The organism is Silvimonas terrae (assembly GCF_014202765.1).
Classification (GTDB): domain Bacteria; phylum Pseudomonadota; class Gammaproteobacteria; order Burkholderiales; family Chitinibacteraceae; genus Silvimonas; species Silvimonas terrae.
Genome location: NZ_JACHHN010000006.1, coordinates 1 through 26,987, shown reverse-complemented (window position 1 = coordinate 26,987; position 26,987 = coordinate 1). Strand labels below are relative to the sequence as shown.

The 26,987-nt window shown below is 59.8% G+C and carries 25 protein-coding genes; 9 read left to right on the top strand and 16 right to left on the bottom strand.

The features are described 5' to 3' along the window. Nucleotides 1–36: 36 nt before the first annotated feature. From HNQ50_RS14420 to mraZ, 13 genes are read right to left on the bottom strand one after another with little or no spacing between them, the layout of a single operon-like run. Nucleotides 37–786, bottom strand: a complete 750-nt coding sequence (locus HNQ50_RS14420) for a cell division protein FtsQ/DivIB (RefSeq protein WP_184101905.1) — start codon at nucleotides 784–786, stop codon at nucleotides 37–39. 7 nt (nucleotides 787–793) lie between these two features. Continuing rightward, nucleotides 794–1,711 carry a D-alanine--D-alanine ligase gene (locus HNQ50_RS14415; protein WP_184101904.1) on the bottom strand — a complete coding sequence of 306 codons (918 nt, stop codon included), beginning with the start codon at nucleotides 1,709–1,711 and terminating at the stop codon, nucleotides 794–796. Between the two features lie 11 nt (nucleotides 1,712–1,722). After that, a complete protein-coding gene (murC, locus tag HNQ50_RS14410; protein WP_184101903.1) occupies nucleotides 1,723–3,129 on the bottom strand; it encodes a UDP-N-acetylmuramate--L-alanine ligase in 1,407 nt (468 codons plus the stop codon). Beyond that, on the bottom strand, nucleotides 3,126–4,199 hold the full coding sequence (gene murG, locus HNQ50_RS14405; protein ID WP_184101902.1) for an undecaprenyldiphospho-muramoylpentapeptide beta-N-acetylglucosaminyltransferase: 1,074 nt from the start codon (nucleotides 4,197–4,199) through the stop codon (nucleotides 3,126–3,128). Before murG ends, murC begins: the two co-directional genes overlap by 4 nt. Further along, a complete protein-coding gene (ftsW, locus tag HNQ50_RS14400) occupies nucleotides 4,192–5,382 on the bottom strand; it encodes a putative lipid II flippase FtsW (RefSeq protein ID WP_308419166.1) in 1,191 nt (396 codons plus the stop codon). Before ftsW ends, murG begins: the two co-directional genes overlap by 8 nt. Next, nucleotides 5,379–6,800, bottom strand: coding sequence for a UDP-N-acetylmuramoyl-L-alanine--D-glutamate ligase (murD, locus tag HNQ50_RS14395; protein WP_184101901.1), 1,422 nt, complete (start codon nucleotides 6,798–6,800; stop codon nucleotides 5,379–5,381). The genes ftsW and murD overlap by 4 nt, the downstream gene beginning before the upstream one ends. A gap of 18 nt (nucleotides 6,801–6,818) precedes the next feature. After that, nucleotides 6,819–7,904, bottom strand: a complete 1,086-nt coding sequence (mraY, locus tag HNQ50_RS14390) for a phospho-N-acetylmuramoyl-pentapeptide-transferase (protein WP_184101900.1) — start codon at nucleotides 7,902–7,904, stop codon at nucleotides 6,819–6,821. A 3-nt stretch (nucleotides 7,905–7,907) separates the two neighbouring features. Continuing rightward, entirely contained in the window at nucleotides 7,908–9,278 is a 1,371-nt protein-coding gene (locus HNQ50_RS14385) for a UDP-N-acetylmuramoyl-tripeptide--D-alanyl-D-alanine ligase (protein ID WP_184101899.1), read from the bottom strand. Then, on the bottom strand, nucleotides 9,278–10,759 hold the full coding sequence (locus HNQ50_RS14380) for a UDP-N-acetylmuramoyl-L-alanyl-D-glutamate--2,6-diaminopimelate ligase (protein WP_184101898.1): 1,482 nt from the start codon (nucleotides 10,757–10,759) through the stop codon (nucleotides 9,278–9,280). The genes HNQ50_RS14385 and HNQ50_RS14380 overlap by 1 nt, the downstream gene beginning before the upstream one ends. A 1-nt stretch (nucleotide 10,760) precedes the next feature. Next, nucleotides 10,761–12,602 (bottom strand): peptidoglycan D,D-transpeptidase FtsI family protein, encoded by a 1,842-nt coding sequence (locus HNQ50_RS14375; RefSeq protein WP_184101897.1) that lies wholly within the window; start codon nucleotides 12,600–12,602, stop codon nucleotides 10,761–10,763. Next, nucleotides 12,599–12,907, bottom strand: coding sequence for a cell division protein FtsL (gene ftsL, locus HNQ50_RS14370; protein WP_184101896.1), 309 nt, complete (start codon nucleotides 12,905–12,907; stop codon nucleotides 12,599–12,601). The genes HNQ50_RS14375 and ftsL overlap by 4 nt, the downstream gene beginning before the upstream one ends. Continuing rightward, nucleotides 12,904–13,833, bottom strand: a complete 930-nt coding sequence (gene rsmH / locus HNQ50_RS14365) for a 16S rRNA (cytosine(1402)-N(4))-methyltransferase RsmH (protein ID WP_184101895.1) — start codon at nucleotides 13,831–13,833, stop codon at nucleotides 12,904–12,906. The genes ftsL and rsmH overlap by 4 nt, the downstream gene beginning before the upstream one ends. Next, the gene (mraZ, locus tag HNQ50_RS14360) at nucleotides 13,830–14,267 is read right to left on the bottom strand and encodes a division/cell wall cluster transcriptional repressor MraZ (protein WP_184101894.1); all 438 of its coding nucleotides are present in this window, start codon (nucleotides 14,265–14,267) and stop codon (nucleotides 13,830–13,832) included. Before mraZ ends, rsmH begins: the two co-directional genes overlap by 4 nt. Before the next feature lie 288 nt (nucleotides 14,268–14,555). Here mraZ and HNQ50_RS14355 point away from each other — a divergent pair, with 288 nt between their 5' ends. The 8 genes from HNQ50_RS14355 to HNQ50_RS14320 all read left to right on the top strand — a co-directional run bounded on the left by HNQ50_RS14355 (nucleotide 14,556) and on the right by HNQ50_RS14320 (nucleotide 23,460). Then, nucleotides 14,556–14,735, top strand: a complete 180-nt coding sequence (locus HNQ50_RS14355) for a protein MIGRI (RefSeq protein WP_184101893.1) — start codon at nucleotides 14,556–14,558, stop codon at nucleotides 14,733–14,735. Between the two features lie 117 nt (nucleotides 14,736–14,852). Next, a complete protein-coding gene (gene msrP / locus HNQ50_RS14350; RefSeq protein WP_246428736.1) occupies nucleotides 14,853–15,797 on the top strand; it encodes a protein-methionine-sulfoxide reductase catalytic subunit MsrP in 945 nt (314 codons plus the stop codon). A 385-nt stretch (nucleotides 15,798–16,182) separates the two neighbouring features. Then, complete coding sequence (locus HNQ50_RS14345; RefSeq protein WP_184101892.1) at nucleotides 16,183–17,454, top strand: NupC/NupG family nucleoside CNT transporter; 1,272 nt, start codon at nucleotides 16,183–16,185, stop codon at nucleotides 17,452–17,454. A gap of 23 nt (nucleotides 17,455–17,477) precedes the next feature. Then, entirely contained in the window at nucleotides 17,478–18,254 is a 777-nt protein-coding gene (gene deoC / locus HNQ50_RS14340; protein WP_184101891.1) for a deoxyribose-phosphate aldolase, read from the top strand. A gap of 44 nt (nucleotides 18,255–18,298) precedes the next feature. Continuing rightward, entirely contained in the window at nucleotides 18,299–19,618 is a 1,320-nt protein-coding gene (gene deoA / locus HNQ50_RS14335) for a thymidine phosphorylase (protein ID WP_184101890.1), read from the top strand. Nucleotides 19,619–19,683: 65 nt separating this feature from the next. Further along, nucleotides 19,684–20,085, top strand: a complete 402-nt coding sequence (locus tag HNQ50_RS14330; RefSeq protein ID WP_184101889.1) for a cytidine deaminase — start codon at nucleotides 19,684–19,686, stop codon at nucleotides 20,083–20,085. 48 nt (nucleotides 20,086–20,133) lie between these two features. Then, on the top strand, nucleotides 20,134–20,907 hold the full coding sequence (gene udp, locus HNQ50_RS14325) for a uridine phosphorylase (RefSeq protein ID WP_184101888.1): 774 nt from the start codon (nucleotides 20,134–20,136) through the stop codon (nucleotides 20,905–20,907). 933 nt (nucleotides 20,908–21,840) lie between these two features. Further along, nucleotides 21,841–23,460, top strand: coding sequence for an Nramp family divalent metal transporter (locus HNQ50_RS14320; RefSeq protein ID WP_184101887.1), 1,620 nt, complete (start codon nucleotides 21,841–21,843; stop codon nucleotides 23,458–23,460). Nucleotides 23,461–23,614: 154 nt separating this feature from the next. On the opposite strand, the gene HNQ50_RS14315 is transcribed toward HNQ50_RS14320, so the two are convergent. Continuing rightward, a complete protein-coding gene (locus tag HNQ50_RS14315) occupies nucleotides 23,615–25,072 on the bottom strand; it encodes an ammonium transporter (RefSeq protein WP_184101886.1) in 1,458 nt (485 codons plus the stop codon). Between the two features lie 35 nt (nucleotides 25,073–25,107). Beyond that, nucleotides 25,108–25,446 carry a P-II family nitrogen regulator gene (gene glnK / locus HNQ50_RS14310; RefSeq protein ID WP_184101885.1) on the bottom strand — a complete coding sequence of 113 codons (339 nt, stop codon included), beginning with the start codon at nucleotides 25,444–25,446 and terminating at the stop codon, nucleotides 25,108–25,110. A gap of 282 nt (nucleotides 25,447–25,728) precedes the next feature. Between glnK and HNQ50_RS14305 the strand changes: the two genes are divergently transcribed. Beyond that, a complete protein-coding gene (locus tag HNQ50_RS14305; protein WP_184101884.1) occupies nucleotides 25,729–25,989 on the top strand; it encodes an accessory factor UbiK family protein in 261 nt (86 codons plus the stop codon). A 394-nt stretch (nucleotides 25,990–26,383) separates the two neighbouring features. Here the strand turns inward: HNQ50_RS14305 and HNQ50_RS14300 are convergent, their stop codons facing one another. After that, complete coding sequence (locus HNQ50_RS14300) at nucleotides 26,384–26,875, bottom strand: hypothetical protein (protein ID WP_184101883.1); 492 nt, start codon at nucleotides 26,873–26,875, stop codon at nucleotides 26,384–26,386. Nucleotides 26,876–26,987 lie beyond the last annotated feature (112 nt).

Sequence of the window (26,987 nt, the reverse complement as noted above, 5' to 3'; positions counted from 1 at the left end):
GCGCTTGCGCCGGGCCTGTATGTCACGCGTCAGCCGTCAGGCCGGGGCCGCTTTGGCACCCTTGGCCGGCACCGCGGGTTTGAACCCTGGCAGGCGCACGGCAAAACCGTTCGGATAACGCAAATCCACGTACGAAAACGCCTGGTTATCGCCCGAAAGCTTCGCCAGGGAACCGCCCCACGCCGCAGCCAATCGCCGCACGCGTTCCAGGACATCGGTGCGTCCCGCTTCCACAATCACTTGCCGGTCCAGCTCAAAACGCCAGGCCCGACGATCCGACAACCAGATATGCGTAGGCTGCTTGCCCATCGGAGCCAAAGCCCCTTTGAGATCGCTTAGCCCGTCTACCAGTAGTTTCTCCGTGCCGTCCGGACCTTCCAGGATCGGCAGCGGGTCATTCGAGGCGGCATCAAAGCGTTCGCCATAGTTATTGAGCAATGCAATCGATCCCCAGCGGGCGATGGCATGGTGTTCTTCAATCGTCACTTCCAGCCGGTCTGGCCAGCGGCGCCGCACGCTCACCTGGCGCACCCACGGCAGTTTTTCAAAGGCCGAGCGGGTACGGTCCAGATCCAGGGTGAAGAACGTCCCTTTCAGGTCGTTGCGGATCACGTACTGCAACTGTTCCCGCGTCACGTGGGCCAGATCGCCATCCACCGAAATCTTGCGCACCGGAAACAGCGGCGAGTGCACGGCCAGAAACAGCAACGAATAAAACAGCAGCAGCACGGCCAAAGCCGTGAGCAGATTGGCAAACCACATCAAAAGTTGAGGCTTGTCCCACATCGCCGCGTTATTCCTCAGCTGCCAGAGTTGTGTCCAGAATGCGCACCACCAGATCCTCGTAACTCATGCCTTTGGCACGTGCGGCCATCGGAAAGAGGCTATGACTGGTCATGCCCGGTGCCGTGTTCACTTCCAGCAGGAAGTGGTTGCCGGCGTCATCCATCAAAAAGTCCACGCGCGCCCAGCTTTTGCCGCCAATGCCCCAGAACGCTTTTTTCACATCAGCGGCGATCTGTGCTTCTTTCTCGGCCGACAAACCGCATGGACACAGGTATTTGGTGTCGTCGCGGAAATACTTGGCGTCGTAATCGTAAAACTCGGTGGCCGGTTCAATCTTCACGGCCGGCAGGGTTTCGCCATCCAGAATGGCGGTGGTGTATTCACCGCCGCCCATAAAGGTTTCAGCCAGTACCAACGGGTCGTACTTCACCGCTTCTTCAAACGCAGCCTTCAGGCCGCCCGCTTCCTTGACCTTGACCACGCCCACGCTGGAGCCTTCTGTGGCCGGTTTGACGAACAGCGGCAAGCCCAGTTTTTTCTCGATCGCCGCGAAATCACTGTTGGCGTTCACCAGTTCAAACGCCGGAATCGGCAGGCCCAGCGCTTGCCACACCAGCTTGGTGCGCAGCTTGTCCATACCGATGGCCGAGGCCATCACGCCACAGCCGGTGTACGGCATACCCAGCACTTCCAGTGCGCCCTGCACCGTGCCGTCTTCACCAAACGGGCCATGCAGGATGATGAACACGCGGTCAAAGCCTTCATCCTTGAGGGCAGACAGCGGCTTTTCGGCCGGATCAAATTTGTGCGCATCAATGCCACGGCTTTGCAGGGCCGCCAGCACGCCGGCACCACTCATCAGCGAGACTTCGCGCTCGCTGGAGGTGCCACCCATCAAAACCGCCACTTTTCCGTATTGCTTCATGTTCGTCGTTCTCAAATCTGGCTCAGCTTGACCGGGATGCCGCCGATGGAGCCGGCACCCATGGTGATCACCACGTCGCCATCCTGGGCTGCGGCCAGAATGGCTTCGGGCATATCGGCAATCTGTTCTACAAAAACGGGTTCTACTTTGCCGGCCACGCGAATCGCGCGGGCCAGGCTGCGGCCGTCGGCCGCGACAATCGGGGCTTCGCCAGCGGCGTAGACATCGGCCAGCAACAGGCCGTCCACCGTGGACAGCACTTTGACAAAATCTTCAAAACAGTCACGCGTGCGGCTGTAACGATGCGGCTGGAAGGCCAGCAACAAGCGGCGGCCGGGGAATGCACCGCGAGCGGCGGCCAGCGTAGCCGCCATTTCCACCGGGTGGTGGCCGTAGTCGTCAACCAGCGTGAACTGACCGCGCGCGCTGCCATCGGCTGCGGCCGGCAAGGCCACTTCGCCATAACGCTGGAAGCGCCGGCCAACACCGGTGAACTCGGCCAGGGCTTTCTGGATGGCGGCTTCGCTGGCACCCACTTCCAGGCCAATCGCAATCGCCGCCAGCGCGTTGAGCACGTTGTGGTTACCGGGCATGTTCACGGTGATCGGGATACGGCGGGTTTCGCCGTTTTCCCACACGGCGTCGAATTTCATCTGACCGCCAATGGCCTGCACGTTTTCGGCGCGCAACAAAGCGTCTTCGCTAAAACCGTAGGTCGTCACCGGGCTGGCCACCTGCGGCAGGATGGACCGCACATGCGGATCATCAATACACAGCACGGCACGGCCGTAGAACGGCAGATGGCGCAAGAAATCGACAAACGCACCTTTGACCTTGTTGAAGTCGTGGTCGTAGGTGTCCATGTGGTCCTGGTCGATGTTGGTCACGACCGAGATCACCGGGTTCAGGTAGAGGAAAGAGGCATCAGACTCGTCAGCCTCGGCCACCAGAAAATCACCATGACCCAGCCGCGCATTGGTGCCGGCCGCGTGCAGCTTGCCGCCAATCACAAACGTCGGGTCCAGACCGGCGGCTTCGAGCACGCAGGCGGTCAGGCTGGTGGTGGTGGTCTTGCCGTGCGTGCCGGCAATGGCGATGCCCTGTTTGAGGCGCATCAGCTCGGCCAGCATCATGGCACGCGGAATCACCGGCGTTTTGGCTTCGCGCGCGGCTTGCACTTCCGGGTTCTCACTACCTACGGCCGTACTGGTGACGACCACGTCCACGCCCTTGGCATAGTCCGCTGAGTGCCCCTGATGTACGGTGGCACCGGCCTTGATCAGGCGTTGCGTGGTGGCGTTTTGCCCCAAGTCAGACCCGCTGACCTCAAAGCCCAGGTTGACCAGTACCTCGGCAATACCGCTCATGCCGACGCCGCCGATCCCTACAAAATGAATGCGTTTGACTTTGTGTTTCATGCTGCCAGTTCCTCCAGCACCTTGACCACTTCTGCCGTGGCCTCAGGGTGGGCGAGCGCTCTGGCCTTGATCGCCATGGCCAGACACTGCTCGCGTTGTGTTTGTTGCAGCAGCGTGAGCAACCACGCTGCAGTGAATTCGGTTTGTTGCACCAGCACGCCGGCGCCGCTATCTGCCAGATAGCGGGCGTTGCCGGTCTGGTGGTCGTCCACGGCATGCGGATACGGCACCAGCACGCTGGCAGCGCCCACACAGGCCAGTTCCGACACCGTGAGCGCACCGGCGCGACACAGTACCAGATCAGCATCGGCGTAGGCCTTGGCCATATCGCTGATAAAGGCCACGCAATCGGCCTCAACCCCGGCGGCGGCGTAATTGGCGCGCAGGGCTTCAATATTCTTTTCACCGGCCTGGTGAATCACCTGTGGCCGTTGTGCCACCGGCAGTTGCGCCAATGCCTTGGGGACTTCTTCGTTAAACACTTTTGCGCCCAGGCTGCCGCCCACCACCAAAACCTTGAGCGGCCCGGTCCGACCGGTAAAACGTACCGCTGGTTCCGCTGCATTCAGGATCGCACCACGCACCGGGTTGCCGATGCAAGCGCGGTTGTGGCCTGCTTTGAACGCCCCCGGAAACGCAAACAACACACGGTTGGCAATGCGCGACAAGGCCTTGTTGGTCAGGCCGGCCACGGAGTTCTGTTCGTGGATGACCAGCGGCAGCCACAACAAACGCGTCGCCACGCCGCCTGGAAAACCGGTAAAGCCGCCAAAGCCGATCGCCACGTCCGGGCGGTAGCGGAAAATCACGCTCACGGATTTGGCCAGCGCACGCAGTTGCACCCACGGCTGCACCAGCTTCTTGATCAGACCCTTGCCGCGCACACCGGTAATGGGGAGCGTTTCCAGCTGAATGTCGTACTGCGGCACGATGCGCGTTTCCATGGCCCCGGCCGCGCCCAGCCACACCACATCCCAGCCCTTTTGCCGAACTGCGTCTGCCACCGCCAGCGCCGGGAAAATATGCCCACCGGTACCGCCCGCCATGACCATCAAGGTGCGCTTACTCATGGCGCACCCCGCGGATCATCTGGCGGTTTTCAAAGTCGATGCGCATCAGCACGCCCAGCGCCAGCAGGTTGGCCACAATGCCAGAACCGCCAAACGACAGCAGCGGCAAGGTCAAACCCTTGGTGGGCATCAGGCCCATGTTCACGCCAATGTTGATCACCGACTGCACGCCGAACCAGATGCCGATGCCTTGGGCGACGAGCGCCTGATAAGCACGATCCAGCTTGGCGGCCTGAACGCCGATCAGGAAGGCACGCAGGACCAGGAATGCAAACAGCGCCACCACAAAGGCGACGCCCACAAACCCCAGTTCTTCCGCGATGATGGCCATCAAGAAGTCGGTATGTGCTTCTGGCAAGTAGGAGAGTTTTTCCACACTCGCGCCCAAACCCACGCCGGTCCACTCGCCCCGGCCAAAGGCAATCAGCGAGTGACTCAACTGGTAACCCTTGCCGAACGGGTCTTTCCACGGATCCAGGAAACCCAGCACGCGTTGCATCCGGTACGGTGAGCTGACCACGAGGCCGACAAAGCCCACTGCCAGCATCACAATCAAACCGGCAAACAACCGCCAGTTGAAACCGCCCAGGAACAACAAACCCATGGCGATGGCGGTAATGACGGCGAAGGCGCCAAAGTCAGGCTCCAGCAGCAACAGCCCGCCCACCATCAACATCACCACCAGCATGGGCAAGAGGCCCTTGGTGATACTTTCCATCAGGTTGCCGCCCATGAAGGCCGCTTTGCGCACGGTGTAGTCCGCGGCGTACAGCGGCACCACAAACTTCATGATTTCGGACGGCTGCAGATTGATGACCACCAGCGAGAGCCAGCGACGGCTACCGTTCACTTCACGACCAATGCCCGGCACCAGCACCACAATCAGCAGCAAGGTGCCCAGAATGAACAAGGCGGGCGCGTACTGCTGCCAGGTTTTGGTGGAGATATTGAACGCCACAAAACCGGCCACCAGACCCACCACCAGGAAAATGGAGTGGCGGATCAGATAGTAATTGGCGCGGAAACCCACATCCTTGTCGACTTCTGCCTGGGCAATCGAAGCCGAGTACACCATCACCAGGCCGAACGCGAGCAGGATCAGGACCGTCCAGAGGAGGATCTGATCGTATGCGGCCATGGTCGGCCGGACGCGTTTGAGGGCCTGATAGAACAACTGTTTCACGCCGCACCTCCGGCCAGCGCGTTCACCGCCGCGATAAACACTTCTGCGCGGTGGTGATAATTGCGGAACATATCCAGGCTGGCGCACGCCGGCGACAACAACACCGCATCGCCCGGTTGCGCCATGTTGGCGGCAATGCTCACAGCCATTTCCAGCGTCGGTACTTGCAGCACCGGCAGGAAGGATTCGTCGTCGTCATCCTCATCGCCAGCGGCAATGAAGCTGGAGGTTGCGTCGTTCAACACGGCGGCGATCTGCGGGCCGTCCCGGCCAATCAGGATCACGGCGCGGCAAATGCGTTCGCATGCGGGCACCAGCGGGCGGAAGTCCTGACCCTTGCCATCACCGCCGGCAATCAGCACCACCGGCTGGGTCATGCCCTTGAGTGCGGCTTCGGTCGCGCCGACGTTGGTGCCTTTGGAGTCGTCGTAGTAACGCACGCCATCCACTTCGGCCACGAACTCGACCCGGTGTGGCAAGCCCTTGAAGGCTTTGAGCGCAGTGACCAATGGGCCGGTTGCAATGCCAATGGCTTTGCACAGGGCGATGGCTGCCAAGGCGTTGACTGCGTTATGCAGCCCGGCCAGCGGTAGCTCGCTGGCTTTCATCAATTCGAAGTCGCCCACACGCAGGCTGGTATCGTCACCCTGCTCCACCAGGCCATATTCCGCGCCATTACGCGGCGCATCGGCACCAAACCAGACCAGATCACGCCCGGCCTGGGTCATGCCACGGCACCAGCCGTCTTCACGGTTGAGCACCATCACGCCCATGCCGTTGAACACACGCGCTTTGGTGGCGACGTAATCGCTCATGCCGGTGTAGCGATCGAGGTGGTCTTCGGTCACGTTAAGGACGGTGGCGGCATCGGCCTGCAGCGAGTACGTGGTTTCCAGCTGGAAGCTGGAGAGTTCCAGCACAAATACGTCTGGCAGCGTGCCTTGGGCCTGCCACTGCGCCAGCGCTTCGAGCACCGGCAGCCCAATGTTGCCGGCCACAACCGTTGACAGGCCAGCGGCTTCGCACATCTTGCCAACCATGGTGGTGACGGTGGATTTACCGTTGGAACCGGTAATGGCAATGACTTTGCTCTTGCTGCCCGCCACGGCTTGTGCAAAGAGTTCGACATCGCCCAGCGCCGGCACGCCGCGCGCCACAGCAGCGGCCACCGCCGGGGTCGCCAGGGCGACGCCCGGGCTCATGATCAGGGCATCGGCATCGGCAAAGGTGGCATCGGTAAAGTTGCCCAGACGCACGTCAGCATCCGGCAGCGCAGCTTTGAGCGCGGCCAGATTGCGCGGCGCGGCACTGGTGTCGGCCACGCTGACGCGCGCACCCTGGTCATTCAACCAGCATGCAGCGGCCAGCCCGGAATCTCCGAGCCCAACGACGATGCAGTGTTTTCCTTGCCAGGCCATGATTCTTGTCCTGTCCTCTTACCGCAGCTTGAGTGTGGCGAGACCCGCCAGCACCAGCAGCATGGTGATAATCCAGAAGCGCACAACCACCTGCGTTTCTTTCCAGCCTTTCAGTTCATAGTGGTGATGCAGCGGGGCCATACGGAACACGCGTTTGCCGGTGAGCTTGAAGCTGGCTACCTGGATCATCACGGAAAGCGCTTCGACCACAAACACGCCGCCCATGATCAGCAACACGATTTCCTGGCGCACGATCACGGCCACGGTGCCAAGGCCCGCGCCCAGCGCCAGCGCGCCGACGTCACCCATAAACACTTCTGCCGGGTAGGCGTTGAACCACAAGAAACCAAGACCCGCGCCCGCCATGGCGGCACAGAAAATCACCAGCTCGCCCGCGCCCGGTACATGCGGAATGCCGAGGTATTTGGAGAACACCGCGTTGCCGGCGACATAGGCAAAAATGCAGAAGGCGCCGGAGACAAACACGGTGGGCATGATCGCCAGGCCATCCAGACCATCGGTCAGGTTCACCGCGTTGGATGTCCCCACGATCACGAAATAGGTCAGTACGCAGAAACCAATCGCCCCGAACGGGTAGAGGATTTCCTTGTAGAACGGGATGATGAAGCCGGTATGCGACGGTAACTGGCCGGCATTCACGAGGAACACGCCGGCCCCAATGGCAATGGCAGACTGGCCGATCATCTTGGCGCGGGCCGACAAACCCTTGGGGTTCTTCAGTGCCACTTTCTTGTAGTCATCAATAAAACCGATGACGCCGGTCGCCAGCGTCACAATCAGCGTCAGCCACACATACTTGTTGTTGAGTTCGCCCCACAACAGTGTGGTGATGCCAATCGACAGCAAAATCAGCGTACCGCCCATGGTGGGTGTGCCGGCTTTCACCAGATGGGTTTGCGGACCATCCGTGCGCACGGACTGGCCGACCTTCATTTCGGTCAGTTTGCGGATCACCCACGGGCCCAGCATCCAGGAAATGCCCAGTGAGGTAATCATGGCCAGCACGGCGCGCAACGTGATGTAGTTGAACACGTTGAAAGCGCGGATCGACTCGCCCAGCCATTGAGTCAGCAGCAGCAACATGGTTCAGGCATCCTTTTTATTGTTGTTATCGGCTTGCAGCGCTTTGACCACGCGCTCCATCTGCATGAAGCGCGAGCCCTTCACCAGGACGATGCTGTCTGGCGTTACCGCTTTGTTCAGTGCCGCCAGCAGGTCTTCCAGGCTGGCGTAATGCGGGCTGCCAAATGCGGCAGCAGCGTGGGTCATGTCTGTGCCCAGCGTGAACAGTTGCTGCACGCCTTTGTCTTTGGCGTACTGGCCAATCTCGATGTGGCGCTCAACTTTCTCAGTACCCACTTCACCCATATCGCCCAGCACCAGGATCGAGGGCTTGCCGCTGGCGGCGCTCAGGCCGGTCAGCACATCAATGGCGGCGCGCATGGAATCCGGGTTGGCGTTGTAGGTGTCATCAATCAGCACGGCGCCGTTGGCGGCCGTTTTGCGTTCCAGTCGCCCCTTCACACCCTTGTAGCTGGCCAGACCGGCGGCAATCTCATCCACGGTCAGACCCACCGCCGACGACGCGGCGGCCGCAGCCAGCGCATTGCCTACGTTGTGAAGGCCAGGCACCGGTAACAGCACGTGGGTTTCATCAATGCCGGCCCCCAGAATGAACTGGCTCCCTTCATCAGTGGTCCGCACTTCACGCGCATGCACTTCGGCCGATTTCAGACCAAACGTGATCTGCCGCTTGCCCATGGCCAGTTGGCTCCACAGTTCTGCGTGCGGATCATCCGCATTGATCACTGCCGTACCGCCATCTTTGAGGCCGCCAAAAATTTCGCCCTTGGCGCGCGCTACGCCTTCCACCGAACCCAGGGCTTCGAGGTGGGCGCGCAACGCGTTGTTCACCAGCGCCACATCCGGGCTGGCCAGATGGGTCAGGTAGTCGATCTCGCCAAAGTGGTTCATGCCCATTTCGACCACGGCGTAGCGGTGTTCCGGTTTGAGGCTCAACAGCGTCAGCGGCACGCCAATGTGGTTATTCAGGTTGCCACGCGTGGCCAGCACGGCATCGGCACCGGCGTAATGCGCCAGCACGGTGGCGATCATCTCTTTCACGGTGGTCTTGCCGTTGCTGCCGGTCACCGCGATCACTTTCAGACCGCTCATGCGGTTACGCCAGAACGCACCCAGTTGGCCCAATGCGGCCAGGGTATCGGGCACGACGATATGCGTGCCCGGCACTTCACGCTCAACCAGCACCGCAACAGCCCCTTGCGCCAGCGCGGCGGCGGCGTGGTCATGGCCGTCGAAGCGCTCGCCTTTGAGGGCCACAAACAAGTCGCCCGGCTGAATATCACGGCTATCCGTGCTGACCCGGGTAAAGACCAGATCCGCATCGCCAGTGAGCGCGCCGTTAAGGGCCAGCGCCGTTTCGCGCAGGGTGAGCATTATTGCGACTTCCTTTCCAGTGCAGCGCGCGCCTCTTCGACATCGTCGAAGTGCTGGCGCACGCCATTGATTTCCTGATACGTCTCGTGGCCCTTACCGGCAATCAGCACCACATCGTCCGGTCCGGCCAGATCAATGGTGTCTTCAATGGCATGGCGGCGGTCCACGCTGATGGCGTAGTTGTGGTCGCCGAGGCCGTAAACGCCCTCGACGCCCTTGACGATGTCTTCAATGATTTTTTGCGGGCTTTCCGAGCGCGGGTTATCACTGGTGATGATGACGTTGTCCGCCAGATCACAGGCAATCTTGCCCATGATGGAGCGCTTGCCCGGATCACGGTCGCCGCCGCAGCCAAACACGCAGTACAGCCGTTTGCCTTCCGGCATGGCGTCACGCAAGGTAGAGAGCGCTTTTTCCAGTGCGTCTGGCGTGTGGGCGTAGTCCACGACCACCAGCGGTAGCTTGCCGCCGCCCAGACGCTGCATGCGGCCACCAGCGGGTTTGATTTCGCCCAGCACACGAGCGGCGTCGGTCAATGAAACCCCGGCACTGAGCAGCACACCCAGCGTGGCCAGCAGGTTGTAGACATTAAAGCGGCCAATCAGCTCACTCACCACACTGCAACGACCTTGCGGGGTGTCGATTTCCAGCGCAAGCCCTGCCAGCGAGGTATGCACGGCGATGGCGCGGATATCTCCCTGGTCAATCCCGTAGGTAAAGACGTTCTGCGCCGTGGTTTCTTCGGCCAGCTTGCGGCCGAATTCGTCATCCACGTTAATGACTGCGTTCTTGAGCCCTTCCCAGGCGAACAACCGGGCCTTCTCGGCACCGTAGGCGTCCATGGAACCGTGGTAATCCAGATGATCCCGCGTCAGGTTGGTGAACACCACCGTATCGAACGCAACCCCATGCACCCGTGCCTGCGCCAGACCGTGGGAAGAGACTTCCATGGCGACGTGGCTGGCACCCTGGTCACGGAAGCGGGTCATCCATTGTTGTACGGCGACGGGGTCCAGCGTGGTGTGGGTGGACGATTCCAGATCACCCCACAGGCCGTTGCCCATGGTGCCCAGCACGCCGGTCTTGTTGCCCAGCAGACTGAAAGCCTGGCCCAGCCAGTGGGCAATCGAGGTCTTGCCATTGGTGCCGGTCACGCCCACAACTAACAGCGCTTGCGAGGGATCACCCATCAAGTGGGACGCCACAATGCCAGCCTGCGCGCGCAATTGCGGGATCGCCAGGTTGGGAATGGTCCAGTCTGGTTGCCAGGTAAAACCTTCGGCTTCCCACAACACCGCACCAGCGCCTGCGGCAATAGCCTTATCTATATAAGTGCGGCCGTCGGCGTATTCGCCCTGGAAGGCCAGGAACACATCGCCCGGGCCAACCAGACGGCTATCGGCGCGCACGGCACGGCCAGCGGCAATCGCATCGATGGCGGCCAGGTCCAGCTCGGGAAGTTTCCAGGTTTGTGGCTTCATGTTATTCCCTTGCATCCGATTCATCGGGTGCGGGCAGAAGGATATTGTCGGTCGGCGCATCGGGCGGTACGCCCAGCAAACGCAGACTGCCAGCCATGACATTACTGAACACCGGGCCCGCCACGGAGCCGCCAAAGTGCTTGCCGCCCTGAGGATCATCAATCATCACGGCAATAATCAAACGGGGGTCAGATGCTGGGGCCATACCAATAAATGACGCAACGTACTTGTTCACATACTGACCATTTTCCAGCTTGTGGGACGTCCCGGTCTTGCCCGCTACGCGGTAGCCCACCACGCGCGCCGCAACCCCGGTACCACCAGGCTGCACCACGCTTTCCATCATGTCGCGCATGGCTTGCGCCGATTGCGGGGTAATCACCTGCTTGCCCGGCATGGGAGCAACCAGTTTGGTAAAGGTGATCGGGTGAATCTGGCCGCCATCGGCAAACATCTGGTAGGCACGCGCCATTTGCATCAGGCTGACCGAAATACCGTTACCAAAGGCCATGGTGGCTTGTTCGATGGGCCGCCAGTTTTTCCAGTTACGCAAAATGCCGCCCGCTTCACCGGGGAAACCACTGTGCGGCACTTCGCCAAAGCCGGCGTTGTGGTAGGCGTTCCACATATATTCACGCGGCATCATCAAAGAGATACGCGCTGCGCCCACATTGGAAGATTGCTGGATGACCTGGGCAATGGACAACACGCCGCCATGGTGGGTGTCGTGAATGGTCGCCGGGCCAATCGACATGGTGCCGTTGAAGGTATCCACCCGACTGGAAGGCGTGATCTTGCCGGAATCCATGACCGCCGAGATCGTGATCGGTTTCATCACCGAACCGGGTTCGTAGATATCGGTGAGCGCCCGGTTCCGACGGGCAGCCGGATCGATACGGGCGCGGCTGTTGGGGTTGTACGAAGGGGCATTGGCCAGTGCCAGCACTTCGCCGGTATGGGCATCCAGCACCACAATGCCGCCGCCCACGGCCTTGTTAGCTTCTACTGCCGCCTTGAGTTCACGGTAAGCCAGATATTGAATGCGCTTGTCGATAGAGAGCGTCAGCGTTTCGCCATCACGCGGCGGGACGATGGTGGAAATGTCTTCCACAATATAACCGCGACGATCGCGGATTACCGTGCGGCTGCCTGGCTTGCCCGCCAGCATGCCGTCACGGGTCAGCTCAAAGCCTTCCTGACCTTTACCATCGATATTGGTAAAGCCAATGATGTGCGCCATCACTTCCCCGGCGGGGTAGTAACGGCGGTATTCGGTCTGGGCGTAAACGCCGGGAACATTCAACGCCAGCACGCTCTTGGCGTCGGCTGGCGCCATACCGCGCTTGAGCCAGACGAAATCCGGGCGGATATCTTCGCCGTTCGGGCCTTTTTTGGTCGAAGCCGTGATACGACCGATGATATCGGTCGGGGTCATCCCCAACGCCTTACCCAGTGAAGCCACTTCGGCACGCGACACCGGCACCGGGTCTTTCTCATTGGCCGGTTCCCAGTCGTCATCGCGCTTCTGGCCCGGCGGCAGCAACGTCATGCCACGCGGGCTGCACCAGATGGATTGCACCGGGGTAGAAATAGCCAGCGGGTCACCATTGCGGTCGGTGATCATGCCGCGGTTGGCTTCCAGCTTCAGGGTACGGGTGTAACGCGCGTCGCCCTGGCTTTGCAGGAACGACTCGTTGAACGCCTGCAGATACAGGCCACGCGCCAGCAGCACGCCAAACAGCGCCATCAAGAGCGTTACAATCGCCCAGACCCGCCAGCGCTCCAGCTTGAGCACATGGACGTGGCGTTGATGCGGACGCACTGAGGAAATACGCGCGTTCATTCTTTCAGATCCGCTTTGGTGGCAATGCGACCGACCGCCGTGCCATCCGGGCCGACCACTTGCGTGCGCGTAGCGCCAGGCATCTGCATGCCAAGACGCTGGGTGGCCTCAGACTCGATCCGTGAATGCATGGCCCAGGTGCTTTCTTCCAGCTGCAACTGGCCCCACTCCACGTCAAGCTGACGCGCAACCTCTTGTTCTTTCTGCAGTTCTCCGTACGCTTTACGCGCGCGGTGCTGGCTGGTCACAACAGATAAGGCACACACAATGGCAAGGGCCAATAAAAACAGATTGAGGCGGATCACAGCGCCGCCTCCGTTCTTTCTGCCACCCGCAGGATCGCACTTCTGGCCCTGGGGTTTTCCGCCACCTCCTCTTCGGAGGCTCTGACCGGTTTGCCGATGATTCTCAGTGGCGGCACCGGCATTTCGGAGGCTCTGAGCGGCAATCTGTCCGGCATGTGTGATTTTGACGCATGCTGCACGAATTGTTTGACGATCCGGTCTTCCAGCGAATGAAAGGCAATGACCGACAAACGCCCACCTGTTTTCAGGCGCGAGAGCGCCTGCGGCAGGATCAGCGAGAGCTCTTCAAGCTCCCGATTAATGAAAATCCGTACAGCCTGGAAGGTACGCGTCGCCGGGTCCTGGCCCGGCTCACGGGTACGGACGGCTTTTGCCACGAGCGCGGCAAGTTGGCGTGTACTCGTGAGGGGTTGTTCGCCCCGACCCGCAACAATCGCTGCTGCAACCTGTTTAGCAAACCGTTCTTCGCCATAGTCACGTATCACCTCGGCAATGTCTTTTACATCAGCAGTGTTCAACCACTCGGCAGCAGTCATGCCGCGCGTGGTATCCATGCGCATATCCAATGGCGCGTCGAAGCGGAAACTGAAACCGCGACTGCCATCATCCAGTTGGGGGGAAGAAACACCGAGATCCAGCAGCACGCCATCGACCTTGTCCACGCCCAGCTTGTCCAGCGCTTGCGCCAGATGTGCAAAGCCATCGTGAACAATGGTGAAGCGGGGGTCGGTGATGGTGCCGGCCTCGGTAATGGCCTGCGGGTCTTTGTCGAACCCGATCAAGCGACCGTTCGGGCCCAGTTGTGACAGAATGCGGCGGCTGTGTCCGCCACGACCAAAGGTGCCGTCGACGTAAATACCGTCAGCTTGAAGATTTAGGCCCTGGACCGCTTCGTCGAGCAGGACCGTGCGATGGATAAAGCTCACAGCACGATACCCTGCATTTGCTGGGCCAGTTCCGCCGGGTCAATCGCCAGTACGGACGCAGTTTGTGCGGCCCACTTGACGTCATCCCACAGTTCGAACTTGTTACCCATGCCCACCAGTGCAACTTCTTTGTCCAGGCCGGCGATCTGGCGCAGGCGTGGCGGGATCAGCACGCGACCGGCGCTATCCATTTCGATTTCTTCGGCGTGCCCGACGATCACGCGGCGGATGGCCACTTGCGCGCCAGACAACTGATTGAGCTTGTCCCGGACCGGAACCCAGTCCGGCTCGGGATAAACCAGCAGGCAGCCTGCCGGTTCCACGGTAATCACCAGTTTGCCGGCGCAATGCGCAGACAGCAGTTCGCGGTGTCTGGCTGGAATGGCCAAACGCCCTTTGCTGTCGAGATTGAGAGTTGCTACGCCGCCGAACATTGCCTGGTTTTTCCTGGTGAATTCTGGGTAAAAAGGACACTTTCACCCACTTTCTCCCACTTCGCCCCACTATAGAGCAAAAAAAAACGCGCCACAAGGGGCGCTCACCTATTTTTCCGTTTCTATACAATCACTTATAATGGACTTCACACAAAAATTCCCGTCGAATAAAATCATTAAGTATCAGCATATAAACCACGGTACTTAAAGTAGAACATTAAGTGTCGTCGGAGATGACCTACGCTTTCGGCGGCGATAAGCGTCCCTTACTGATCCAGAAAAACAAACATGCTCCCAGCATTTCTACAGATGATCCGCGTTCTGGTCCTGCTGCTGGCCGCATGGTGGCTCTGGAGCCGGCTTTACCCCAAAGCCCGCAAAGAAGTCGATCGCACCATGAAGATCGCGGCCTGTGTGCTGGTGGTGGCCGCCGCCGGTGTGTTCACCGCGCACTTTTTACTGCACTGACGGTCACACGCGCAAAAGCCTGGCGATACCGGTGCCGTGCATCCAAAAACAATTCATCCGCGTAAGAAAACCGGCAATAACCCGACTCATAGCTCACACCACTGTGGGAGAACCTTCATGTCTCGTTTCATGTTTGACGCGGGCATTACGCCTAGCGAGATCACACCGGAAGATATTTATCGCGAACGTCGCCGCTTCATGGCAGCGGCCGGCACGCTGATGGGTGCCAGCCTGATACCTGAGCTGGCCATGGCCGCAGCCGCACCGGCCAATGTGTTTGCAGGCAAACCCTCCAGATACAACACGACGGAAGCCCAGAACACCTTTGATCAGATCACCCATTACAACAACTACTACGAGTTTGGTACGGACAAGACCGATCCGGGCCAGAACGCCGGGACGCTGAAAACCCGGCCCTGGTCCGTGCGGGTGGAAGGTGAGTGCCTTAAACCACAGACCTTTGATATCGACAGCCTGATCAAGCTGGCGCCCATGGAAGAACGCGTCTACCGCCTGCGCTGCGTTGAGGCGTGGTCCATGGTGATCCCATGGGAGGGTTTCCCACTGGCGGACCTGATCAAGCAGGTTCAACCCACCGGCAACGCCAAATATGTGGAATTTACGTCCTTGGCAGACCCGCGCCAGATGCCAGGCCTGGCCGAACGGGTACTGGATTGGCCCTATACCGAAGGCCTGCGCATGGATGAGGCCATGAATCCGCTCACGCTGTTGACCTTTGGCCTGTATGGCAAGCCGCTGCCTAACCAGAACGGCGCGCCGGTCCGCATCGTGGTGCCATGGAAATATGGTTTCAAGAGCGCCAAATCCATTGTGAAAATCCGCCTGGTGAGTACCCAGCCGGGGACGGCGTGGAACAAGTCGGTGGCCAGCGAATACGGGTTTTACTCCAACGTGAATCCGGAAGTCGATCACCCGCGCTGGAGCCAGGCCACCGAACGGCGTATTGGCGAATTCTTCCGGCGCAAGACATTGATGTTCAATGGCTATGGGGACTATGTGGCTGGCATGTATAAGGGGATGGACCTCAAGAAGTATTACTGACGGGGTGAGGTGTGAGGGGTGAGGGGTGAGGTGTGCGGTGTGCGGTGTGCGGTGTGCGGTGTGCGGTGTGCGGTGTGCGGTGTGCCAGATTCTGTGGCCAGTTCACCGCCCCTTGCACACCTCTACGTCGTCATTCCTCACTCCTCACTCCTCACTCCTCACTCCTCACTCCTCACTCCTCACTCCTCACTCCCGCATCAGGACAAACCTGATTGGCATATCAGGGATTTTTCTGCCAAAAACAGGATACGCATCAATACTGACGCGCGCCCGCGCGATCAAATTGGGCGGTCAGCTGTTTCCTGGATAACCGGGCCCCGCCACAAGCGGACAGGTCAGGTGCAAAGAACAATCTCGATACGCCGTTTCGGGGGTACCTTTCAAGATGGATATCATCCGCAGCCTTGTAGGCATGCTGGTTCTGTTGTTGATCGCATTTGCTGTTTCCAACAATCGTCGTTTGATCAAACCGCGTGTGGTCATTGCCGCGCTCTTGACCCAGATTGCCATCGGGGCATTCATTCTGTTTGTGCCGGTGGGCAAAGACATTCTGGCCGGTGCCGCCAATGCCGTGAATGCCGTGCTTGATTACGGTAGCCACGGCATTGAGTTCATGTTTGGCGGCCTGGTCAGCAAAAAGATGTTTGAAGTGTTTGGCGATGGTGGTTTTGTGTTCGCCTTTCGCGTGTTGCCGGCGATCATTTTTGTTACTGCGCTGATCTCTGTCTTGTATTACGTCGGTGTTATGCGCTGGATCGTGCTGATTCTGGGGACCGTTTTCCAGAAGATCATCGGCGTCTCCAAAATCGAATCGTTTTCTGCGGCAACCACTATTTTTCTGGGCCAGAGCGAAATGCCGGCCGTGGTCAAACCCTTCGTCAAACAAATGAACGGGCCGGAAATGTTTGCGGTCATGTCCAGCGGCATGGCCGCCGTGGCGGGCTCGGTGCTGGCGGGTTACGCCGGGTTGGGCGTGAAAATGGAATACCTGCTGGCGGCCTCGTTCATGGCTATTCCTGGCGGCTTGCTGTTTGCCAAGATTATCTGTCCCACCACCGGGCCCAGTACGGTCGAGTTCGACAATGTCGGTTTTGATGAACATCGTCCGGCCAATGTCATTGAGGCCGCTGCCTCTGGCGTGCAGGTGGGCCTGCAGATTGCATTCAATGTGGGGGCCATGTTGATTGCCTTCATTGGCCTGATTGCCTTGCTGGACGGCGTTGTGGGCGGATTCTTTGGCTGGTTTGGTCACCCGCAATGGACGCTGGAGGCCCTGCTGGGCTATGCGTTTTCGCCCCTGGCCTGGCTGATTGGCGTACCGTGGGAACACGCCCAGGTGGCTGGCAATTTCCTGGGGCAGAAAATGATCCTGAACGAGTTTGTGGCCTATGTCGGGCTGGCACCCTATCTGAAGGACGCGACCAGCGTAGCCGCCGCCGGCCTGACGGTGCTGGACCCCAAAACCCTGGCGATCGTGTCGTTTGCGCTGTGCGGCTTTGCCAATTTCTCATCCATCGCCATCCTGACGGGCGGGTTTTCCGCCGTCGCACCAGAGCGGCGCTCTGAGGTAGCCCGCTATGGCCTGCGCGTGGTGGTCGCCGGCACACTCTCCAACCTGATGAGTGCAACCATTGCCGGCATTTTCCTGTCTTTGTAATCATGTACCCGCCGGAGGCAATCATGACCGACCGCAACCATCTGACCGAAGCAGCGCTGCGCGCGCTGCATTTGATGGACCTCACCGCGCTGAACGACACCGATACGCACGATTCCATCCGCGCCCTGGCCACTGCAGCGGACACGCCGCTGGGCACACCCGCGGCTTTGTGTGTCTATGCACCCTTTGTGCGCACCGCCAAAGAAGCCCTGGCTGCCCGGGGTTTGAGTATTCCGGTGGCGACCGTGACCAATTTCCCGGCGGGCGAGGCCAACCCGCAAGCCGCCGCCGGCGAAACCGCCGAAGCCGTGCTGCTGGGCGCGGACGAAGTGGACGTGGTTTTCCCCTATCGCGCGCTGATGGCAGGCGATGAAGAGGTGGGCCACAAACTGGTCTCGATGTGTCGCACTGCCGTGGGCGACAAAGTGCTCAAGGTGATCATTGAGTCGGGAGAACTGACCGCGCCGCAACTGATCAAGCGCGCCAGCGAGATCGCCATCGCGGCTGGTGCACACTTCATCAAGACTTCAACCGGCAAGGTGCCGGTCAATGCCACCTTGCAGACGGCAGAGATCATGCTGGAAGCCATCCGCAAATCCGGCAAACCGGTAGGTTTCAAGGTGGCCGGCGGCGTACGCACCGCCACCGAGGCTGCAGCGTATCTGGCGCTGGCCGATCGCATCATGGGGCCAGACTGGGCCAGACCGGCCACCTTCCGCTTTGGTGCATCCAGTCTCCTCGGCAATTTGCTGACCACGCTGGGGCATGACGCAGGCGCCACCCGCAATTCAGCTTACTGAACGCGGCGGTCCGGCCTGCGCGCTCTAATTGATTGAGGTCGATCATGTTTTTACCCCAGGAAATTATCCGCAAAAAGCGCGACCACATTGCCCTTAGCGCGGAAGAAATCAGCTTTTTTGTCCGTGGCGTGGTGGATCGTTCGGTGTCAGATGGTCAGGTTGCTGCGCTGGCCATGGCCGTCTATTTCAATGGCATGAGTACGGATGAACGGGTAGCACTCACCCTGGCCATGCGCGACTCCGGCCGAACCATGGATTGGGCGCAATGGCACCTGCCCGGCCCGGTGGTAGACAAACACTCCACCGGTGGGGTGGGTGATGTGACGTCCCTGCTGCTGGGGCCGATGGTGGCGGCCTGCGGCGGCTTTGTACCGATGATTTCCGGCCGCGGGCTGGGCCATACCGGTGGCACGCTGGACAAGCTGGAAGCGATCCCGGGCTATGACACTTCGCCCGATCTGCCACGCTTGCAGCGCATTGTCAGCGAGACGGGCCTCGCCATCGTCGGCCAGACCTCAGACCTGGCGCCAGCGGACAAACGCATCTACGCCGTACGGGACGTCACCGCGACGGTGGAATCGGTGGCCATGATCACCGCGTCCATCCTGTCCAAAAAGTTGTGTGCGGGTTTGCAAGCGCTGGTCATGGATGTCAAAACCGGCAGTGGCGCATTCATGGCAACACTGGAAAAAGCCCAGACGCTGGCGCACAGCATTGTCGATGTCGGTAACGGGGCCGGGCTTAAAACGGCGGCGCTGATCACCGATATGAGCCAGCCCTTGGCCCCGGCAGCGGGTAACGCGGTGGAAATCCGCTGCGCCATTGATTACCTGTCCGGCAAGAGCCGGCCTGCGCGGCTGCACGAAGTAACGCTGACACTCGCCACGCATATGCTGATGCTGGGCGGGTTGGCTGCCAATGCGGCAGAGGCACGCGACAAACTGCTGCACAGCCTTGATACCGGCGCGGCTGCCGAACGCTTTGCCCGCATGGTGTCCGCGCTGGGTGGGCCGGCCAACCTGCTGGAAACGCCCGATCAGTGTCTGGCCCAGTCACGCACCCAGGTGCCGGTGATCGCCACGCGAACCGGTTACATCAGCAATATCGACTGCCGCGCGCTGGGTTTGACGGTGGTCAACCTGGGCGGTGGTCGCCGTTTGCCGGCAGACCGGATCGACTTTGCGGTGGGTCTGACTGAACTGGCAGAACTGGGCGCTCGGGTGGAACCCGGCCAGCCGCTTGCGCTGGTGCATGCCCACAATGAAAACAGCGCCCGCAATGCCATGGCAGACGTCATCGCCGCCTACACCATTACGGATACGCCCCCCCAATTGCCACCAGTGATCCAGCAGCTTATTCATTAGCCTACCCATCACTGATAACCGGCTACTGACCACCGAGCCCGGTTCCGATTTGACAAGGAGTCACCATGAACCAGCAAGAACTCATGCAGGAAGCAAAAACCGCGCGCCAGAAAGCCTATGCCCCGTATTCCCGTTTCCAGGTCGGCGCAGCGCTACTCACGCGGGATGGCAAGGTCTTTCATGGCTGCAACGTGGAAAACGCCTCTTATGGCCTGTGCAATTGTGCTGAACGCACGGCGCTGTTTGCCGCCATCGCCGCTGGTTACAAGCCGGGCGACTTTGCCACCCTGGCCGTCGTGGGCGATACCGATGGCCCGATTGCACCGTGTGGTGCGTGCCGGCAGGTGATCATTGAACTGGGTTCACCCACGCTGGAAGTGGTGCTCACCAACCTCAAGGGCGATGTGGAAGTGACCAGCGCCAGTGCCCTTCTGCCCGGTGCGTTTTACCTCGACCCGAACGCCTGACCCGCCCCATTACGCCGACTCGTGCAGCAGACTGACAAGGATCAACTCATGTCGCAAACCCATACCCAGTCCGAAGTGTTCCACCTCGGATTGACCAAAGCCATGCTCAAGGGTGCAACGCTGGCCATCGTGCCGGGCGACCCGGCCCGCAGCCAGCGCATTGCAGAACTGATGCAGAACCCGCAACCCCTGGCCAGCCACCGCGAATTCAATTCCTGGCTGGGCGAGCTGGACGGTAAACCGGTGGTGGTGTGTTCTACCGGCATTGGTGGCCCGTCGACCTCCATTGCCGTGGAAGAACTGGCGCAGCTGGGGGTTCGCACCTTTTTGCGCGTCGGCACCACCGGTGCGATCCAGCCCCATATCAATGTGGGGGATGTGCTGATCACCACGGGGTCGGTACGGCTTGATGGTGCCAGCTACCACTTTGCACCGGCCGCTTACCCTGCCGTCGCTGACTTTGACTGCACCACGGCGCTGGTTGCTGGTGCCAAAGCCAAAGGCACGACAGCACACGTCGGCATTACGGCGTCCTCTGACACCTTCTATCCTGGCCAGGAACGCTACGACACCTTTTCTGGCCGCGTGAACAAGGAATGGGAAGGCAGCATGCAGCAATGGCAGGCGCTGCACGTCATGAATTACGAGATGGAATCGGCCACGCTGCTGACCATGTGTGCTGCACTGGGCCTGCGTGCGGGCATGATTGCCGGCGTGATCGTCAACCGTACCCAGCAGGAAATTCCCAACGCCGAGACCATGAAGAAGACGGAAAGTGATTCGGTGGCCATTGCGATTGAGGCCGCTCGTCATCTGATCTGACCCCTGGCCTGACAAATCCGTCTCAGCACAAAGCCGCAAACCTACGCCTGACCGCGTACCTTGCGGCTTTTTTGCGGCGCCCACCTTTGCACATCATTTGATGATGGCAGCACATAGCCTGCTTTTGGCTGCAAGTTTACCGAACATAACGCCGATATATAAACAACTCGCCTGCCTATCTGGCGCCGGATATCTCTCACGCCACACGCACAAAAAACGCGTTGACGCTTTTATGGCACCGGGATAACAATGGCGCCGTTTTCATACTTTGAGGCCCAACCGCCTTGGAAACCCCCAGTCGTCCCGCGTTAATGACGCGCTAATCCGGCTACGCACCCCCCTCCTTTCTGGCGTGCTGTTGCCGATCCGCGCAACGGTATGCCATGCCAGCGGCCTTCAGCCGCCGGCTTGTACATCCCACTGATTATTGTTGACCCCTGGTCTGCGCTGGTGTTGCGCAGCATGTCCGCGCCCATTGCAAAGCGCGGCCGCTGCGCACGTGTCCTGCTTGGCTTTGCCACTGCGGCAAGGCACGGCCACAACCTGCGTGTGTGATTCACGAACCGGAGCATGTCCCATGTCCGACGACAGTCGATCTTGTTTACCCAACCTGCCCCGCGTGACGGCAGCAGGGCGGGTGTGCATACCATCTGGAAGGAGCCCACGCTAGCGCGCTTCGTCCGGCTTTCCTGCTCACCTGCCTGCTGCGCCTGAACGCGACCCCTTGGTCGTACCTGATTCAGGAGTAGTGCCATGTTCTTCGCTCTGCCACTGGCCGATTTCAAACGGCCCGAACACATCCATCCCGCTGCTGCCATTCAGACCCGCCTGCCCCTGGGGCAACGGATCCGCCGCTGGCTGCGCCGCGCTTGACCCGCCGGGCCGCGCCAGTGCGGCCCACCAGAAAAACACAAAAACGCAGGAGTACACGACATGACTGAACAACAAGCGGTGCTCGATAGCGCCCATGTCGGTGATATCAAAGGTGCTTTCGGCACCATCCGCCACGGCGACGTGGCCTCTCGCAAAACCTGGGCGCAGCGTCTGCGTACCTTGCTGGCCATTCTGGGGCCTGGTCTGATCGTCATGGTCGGTGACAACGATGCCGGCGCTTTTTCCACCTACGCCCAAGCGGGCCAGAACTATGGCACCAGTCTGCTATGGACGCTGGCCTTGCTGATTCCCGTGCTGTATGTGAACCAGGAAATGGTGCTGCGGTTGGGCGCAGTGACCGGCGTCGGTCACGCCCGGCTGATCTTTGAGCGCTTCGGCAAGTTCTGGGGTGCGTTCAGCGTGGTGGATCTGTTTTTGCTCAACGCGCTGACCATTGTGACCGAGTTCATCGGGATCAGTCTGGGTCTGGATTACCTGGGTATGCCCAAAGTGCCAGGGGTGATTCTGTCTGCGCTGGCTATTATGGCGGCGGCTGGCACTGGGGATTTTCGTCGCTTTGAACGGATGTCCATGGTGCTGGTGTTTGCCAGTCTGCTGCTGGTGCCGATCTTTGTGATTGTGCATCCGCCGCTGGGCCAGGTCGCGCATGACTTTGTGGTGCCGCAACTGCCCGCTGGCAAGCTCAGCGAAATCATGCTGCTGATTATTGCTATCGTCGGGACCACGGTGGCGCCCTGGCAGTTGTTTTTCCAGCAAAGCTATGTGATCGACAAGCGTATTACGCCGCGTTTTATCAAGTACGAACGGGCAGATCTGTGGCTGGGCATTGCGCTGGTCATTATTGGCGCCGTCGCCATGATTGCCTTCAGTGCCCATCTGTTCGCTGGCCGCCCGGAATTTGGCCAGTTCACCGATGCAGGCGCGGTCGCCAAAGCTTTGGGCGAGCACTACGGCCGACTTCCCGGCGTACTGTTTGCCATTGCCCTGATTGATGCCAGCCTGATTGGCGCCATGGCGGTTTCGCTCTCTACCGCCTATGCCATGGGGGACGTGCTCAACCTCAAGCATTCACTACACCGCAAGCCGGGCGACGCCAAAGGCTTCTACCTGTTTTACTGCGGTCTGATTGCACTGGCGGCGGCATTGGTGCTGATCCCGGGTGTGCCACTGGGTCTGCTGACCAACGCAGTCCAGACGCTGGCCGGGGTGCTGCTGCCCAGCGCGTCGGTGTTCTTGCTGATTCTGTGCAACGACCGGGAGGTGTTGGGGCCGTGGGTTAATAGCCGGCTGACCAATCTGTTAACGGCGGTGGTCGTTGCGGCGCTGGTGTTGTTATCGGTGATTCTGGTGGCGGCCGTGTTGTTTCCGGATATGCCGGAACAGACCATCGTCAACACATTGATCTTTGGCGGGGTCATTGGTCTGGTGGTCGCACTGGCGGTCAATGTGATCCATGCGCGGGAAGACGCCCTCAGCGATCACAAGCCAGCCGTGCTTACCGACAAGGCACGCTATGCATGGCGCATGCCGCCGTTGTCGGCACTCAAACCCATGGTGCTGTCCCGGCGCAATACGTTGTGGATGGGGGTGCTGCGGGCGTATCTGTTGATTGCCCTCTTGATGACCGTGTGGAAAGTGGCGCAAATGGCGCTGCATTGAGCCTGCATTGGACCAGCCCGACGCCCCGCCAGACCGCGGGGCGTTTTTTTACCAGTGCGGGCCACGCTGCAAAAAAAGAACCCGCCTTGCGGCGGGTTGAAGGTACGACTCTGCTCTTTACGACCAAGCGGATGTGTTTTGTCTTGTTCTGGTTTTACTCCACACGTTCACCGTGCAGGGCCACATCCAGACCTTCGCGTTCTTCTTCTTCAGTCACGCGCAGGCCGATCACAACATCAATAATCTTCAGCAGGACAAAGGTCAGCACGCCACTGTAGATCACGGTGGTCAATACACCCTTGATCTGCAGAATCACGTTGCCGTCAGCGCCACCGATATCTTTCACTGCGAACACACCAGTCAACACCGCACCCAGGATACCGCCCACACCGTGCACGCCAAAGGCATCCAGGGAGTCGTCGTAACCGAGCTTGTGCTTGAGCCATGTGGCGGACCAGAAGCACACCACACCAGCCAGCAGACCAATGATCAGCGCACCACCGACACCCACGAAGCCAGAGGCCGGAGTGATGGCAACCAGACCTGCCACAGCGCCAGAGATGATGCCCAGGACGGATGGCTTGCCCTTGGCAACCCACTCGGCAAACAGCCAGCCCAGTGCAGCCATGGCGGTGGCAACTTGCGTAGTCATCATGGCGAAACCGGCGCGGCCATCAGCAGCCACTGCAGAGCCGGCGTTGAAGCCGAACCAGCCCACCCACAGCATGGAAGCACCGATCAGCGACAGCACCAGGTTGTGCGGTGCCATGGCTTCTTTGCCAAAGCCCACGCGCTTGCCCAGCACCAGGGCACATACCAGACCGGCGACACCGGCGTTGATGTGCACCACAGTACCGCCAGCAAAGTCCAGGATGCCTGCGGTTGCCAACCAGCCCGTCGGTTCCCACACCATGTGAGCGATCGGAGCGTAGACAATGATGGACCACAGGGCCATGAATACCAGCATGGCAGAGAACTTCATACGGTCAGCAAACGCACCGGTGATCAGGGCCGGCGTGATGATGGCGAAGGTCATTTGATAGACCATGTACACCGATTCCGGGATCGTCGTGGCCAGATGGCTGACGGTCAGCGTGGTTGCGTTAGCACCCTTGATGTAGTTCATACCCGACAACAGCACGCGAGAGAACCCGCCAATGAAGCTGTTACCCGGCGTGAAGGCCAGCGAGTAACCAATCACCACCCAGATGATCGTGATCAGGCAAGTGATGGCAAAGCTTTGCATCACGGTGGCCAGCACGTTCTTCTTGCGCACCATGCCGGCGTAGAACAGCGCCAGGCCCGGGATGGTCATGAACAACACCAGCGCCGTGGAAGTCAGCATCCATGCGGTATCGCCACCGCTGATCTTGGAAGAATCAACACTGAAAGGCGCAGTCGGCGCCGGGGCTGCTGCGGGTGCAGAAGCGGCAGCGGCCGAAGCGTCGGAACTCACTGCAGCGGCCGGGGCCGGCGCGGCAGCAGAGGCGTCAGAAGCCACCACAGCGGCAGCGTCAGACGCCGGGGCCGCAGCAGAAGCATCGTCGGCAAAGCTGGGGGCGGCCATACACATCGCGCCCAGCATTGCGAACATCGCAAGTAATTTCTTCATCGGGTCATCTCCTTCCCGTATTTTTCTTGATTGGCTTAAATGGCCGACTCGCCGGTTTCACCGGTGCGAATGCGAACGACGTGCTCAAGCGAGAAGACAAAAATCTTGCCGTCGCCGATCTTGCCGGTATTGGCTGCCTTTTCGATGGCTTCCAGGGTCTGATCCAGGAGGTCGTCCGCAATGGCGACTTCCAGTTTCACCTTGGGCAGAAAATCAACAACGTATTCGGCGCCGCGATAAAGCTCGGTATGACCCTTCTGACGGCCAAAGCCTTTGACTTCGGTGACGGTCAGACCAGCCACGCCAATGGCCGACAAGGCTTCACGAACCTCATCGAGCTTGAACGGCTTGATGATGGCGGTAACAAATTTCATGGGTTTGCTCCTCATGTCCCGGTAACGACGTTTCCCTCTCAGCAGAAACCGTGCCAGCCCCGCAAATGCCGTCAGCACGTGGCGGATAAACGGCAAATGCGCCGCTTTGCACCTTGCCGCGCACCATTTATGCGCGCGTGAACCAAGTTGAAAATAGTGCATGCACCGTGCAAGTGCATGGATTTTCAGGAAATATTCACGTAAGTTATTGTGCTGAGGAGTAGGCTTTTGGGCTTGCTCTGCTAAACTGGTCAGGTACAACACAAAACCAGGAGAAGCATCATGATCAAGGAAAAGCTGTTCGACGAAATCGCCAACAAGATTTCGGACGCCATTGCCAACAGCCCGGCCAAGGATGTGGAAAAGAACGTGCGCGCCATGATGAGCACGGCCTTTACCAAGCTTGACCTGGTGACCCGTGAAGAATTCGAAATCCAGCAAGAAGTGCTGGCACGCAGCCGCGAAAAACTGGCCGAGCTGGAAGCCCGCGTGCTGGACCTGGAGCAACGCCTGCACGGTGCCAATCCGCAGGACAGCATCTGATTGCGGTGCCTGCCAGCACGGCATGCTGACAGGGTTTGACCTTGCCGGTTGTCAGAAAGCCCCCTTGGGAGACCTTGGGGGCTTTTTGTTGGGGCATGGACGGTGGGGGGAGGTGGTAGAGGGGGGTGCACCAGAAGGTGGCTTGGTGGTCTGTGCCTCTGAGGGTTGGGAAAGCGTGTTAGCGCCTTGCGGCGCGGGTCTTTTAAAAGCATTTGATACCCGCGGTGGCGGGAGCACCCTACTTTCTTTGCTTCGCCAAAGAAAGTAGGCAAAGAAAGGCGACCCCAGCCTGGCGGCCCTCCGGGCTTCCCTCAGTCGGTCGGGAGCCTGGGGTCTCCCTCCACTCCTTCGGCGCTGGGCTTTGATGGGGGGAGAACATCAAAGACAACAGCAACTACAACCCCAAAATCCAAACCAACGGCAACGGCAACAGCAACAGCAACAGCAACAGCAACAGCAACAGCAACAGCAACAGCAACAGCAACAGCAACAGCAACAGCAACAGCCAATTCAACGCGCATCCCACTGACTCGTCATTCCGGCCTTGAGCCGGAATCCAGTTCAAAATACTTGCGCCGCAGGCGCTGATACCGGTTTGTAGCCATGGATGAATCGGGAGCGTGCCGGTACCCCCACAGTGACACTTGCTCTTACCAGATGGCAGTTGCAGCGGGGTCGCAACCATAGGCAGCCCGTTGGGCTGCGGACTGGATTCCGGCTCAGGGCCGGAATGACGAAGTGGTGGGCTTGGTGAACCGTTCTTGCGAGCAGACGGTTTGCGGGGTTGGGTTGGGGTTGTTTTTGTTTTTGTTTTTGTTTTTGTTTTTGTTTTTGTTTTTGTTTTTGTTTTTGTTTTGGTTTTTGATGTTGCCGTTGCTTTTGACATACCTCCCCTCCGACAGTGCCGAGCATCGCAGGGAGGGCCGGGGTTTCGGCGTAAGGGTGTTTGAGCGTAGCGAGTTCCCTGGAGCCAGCCGGCCCTCACGAGAAGCGCAGGG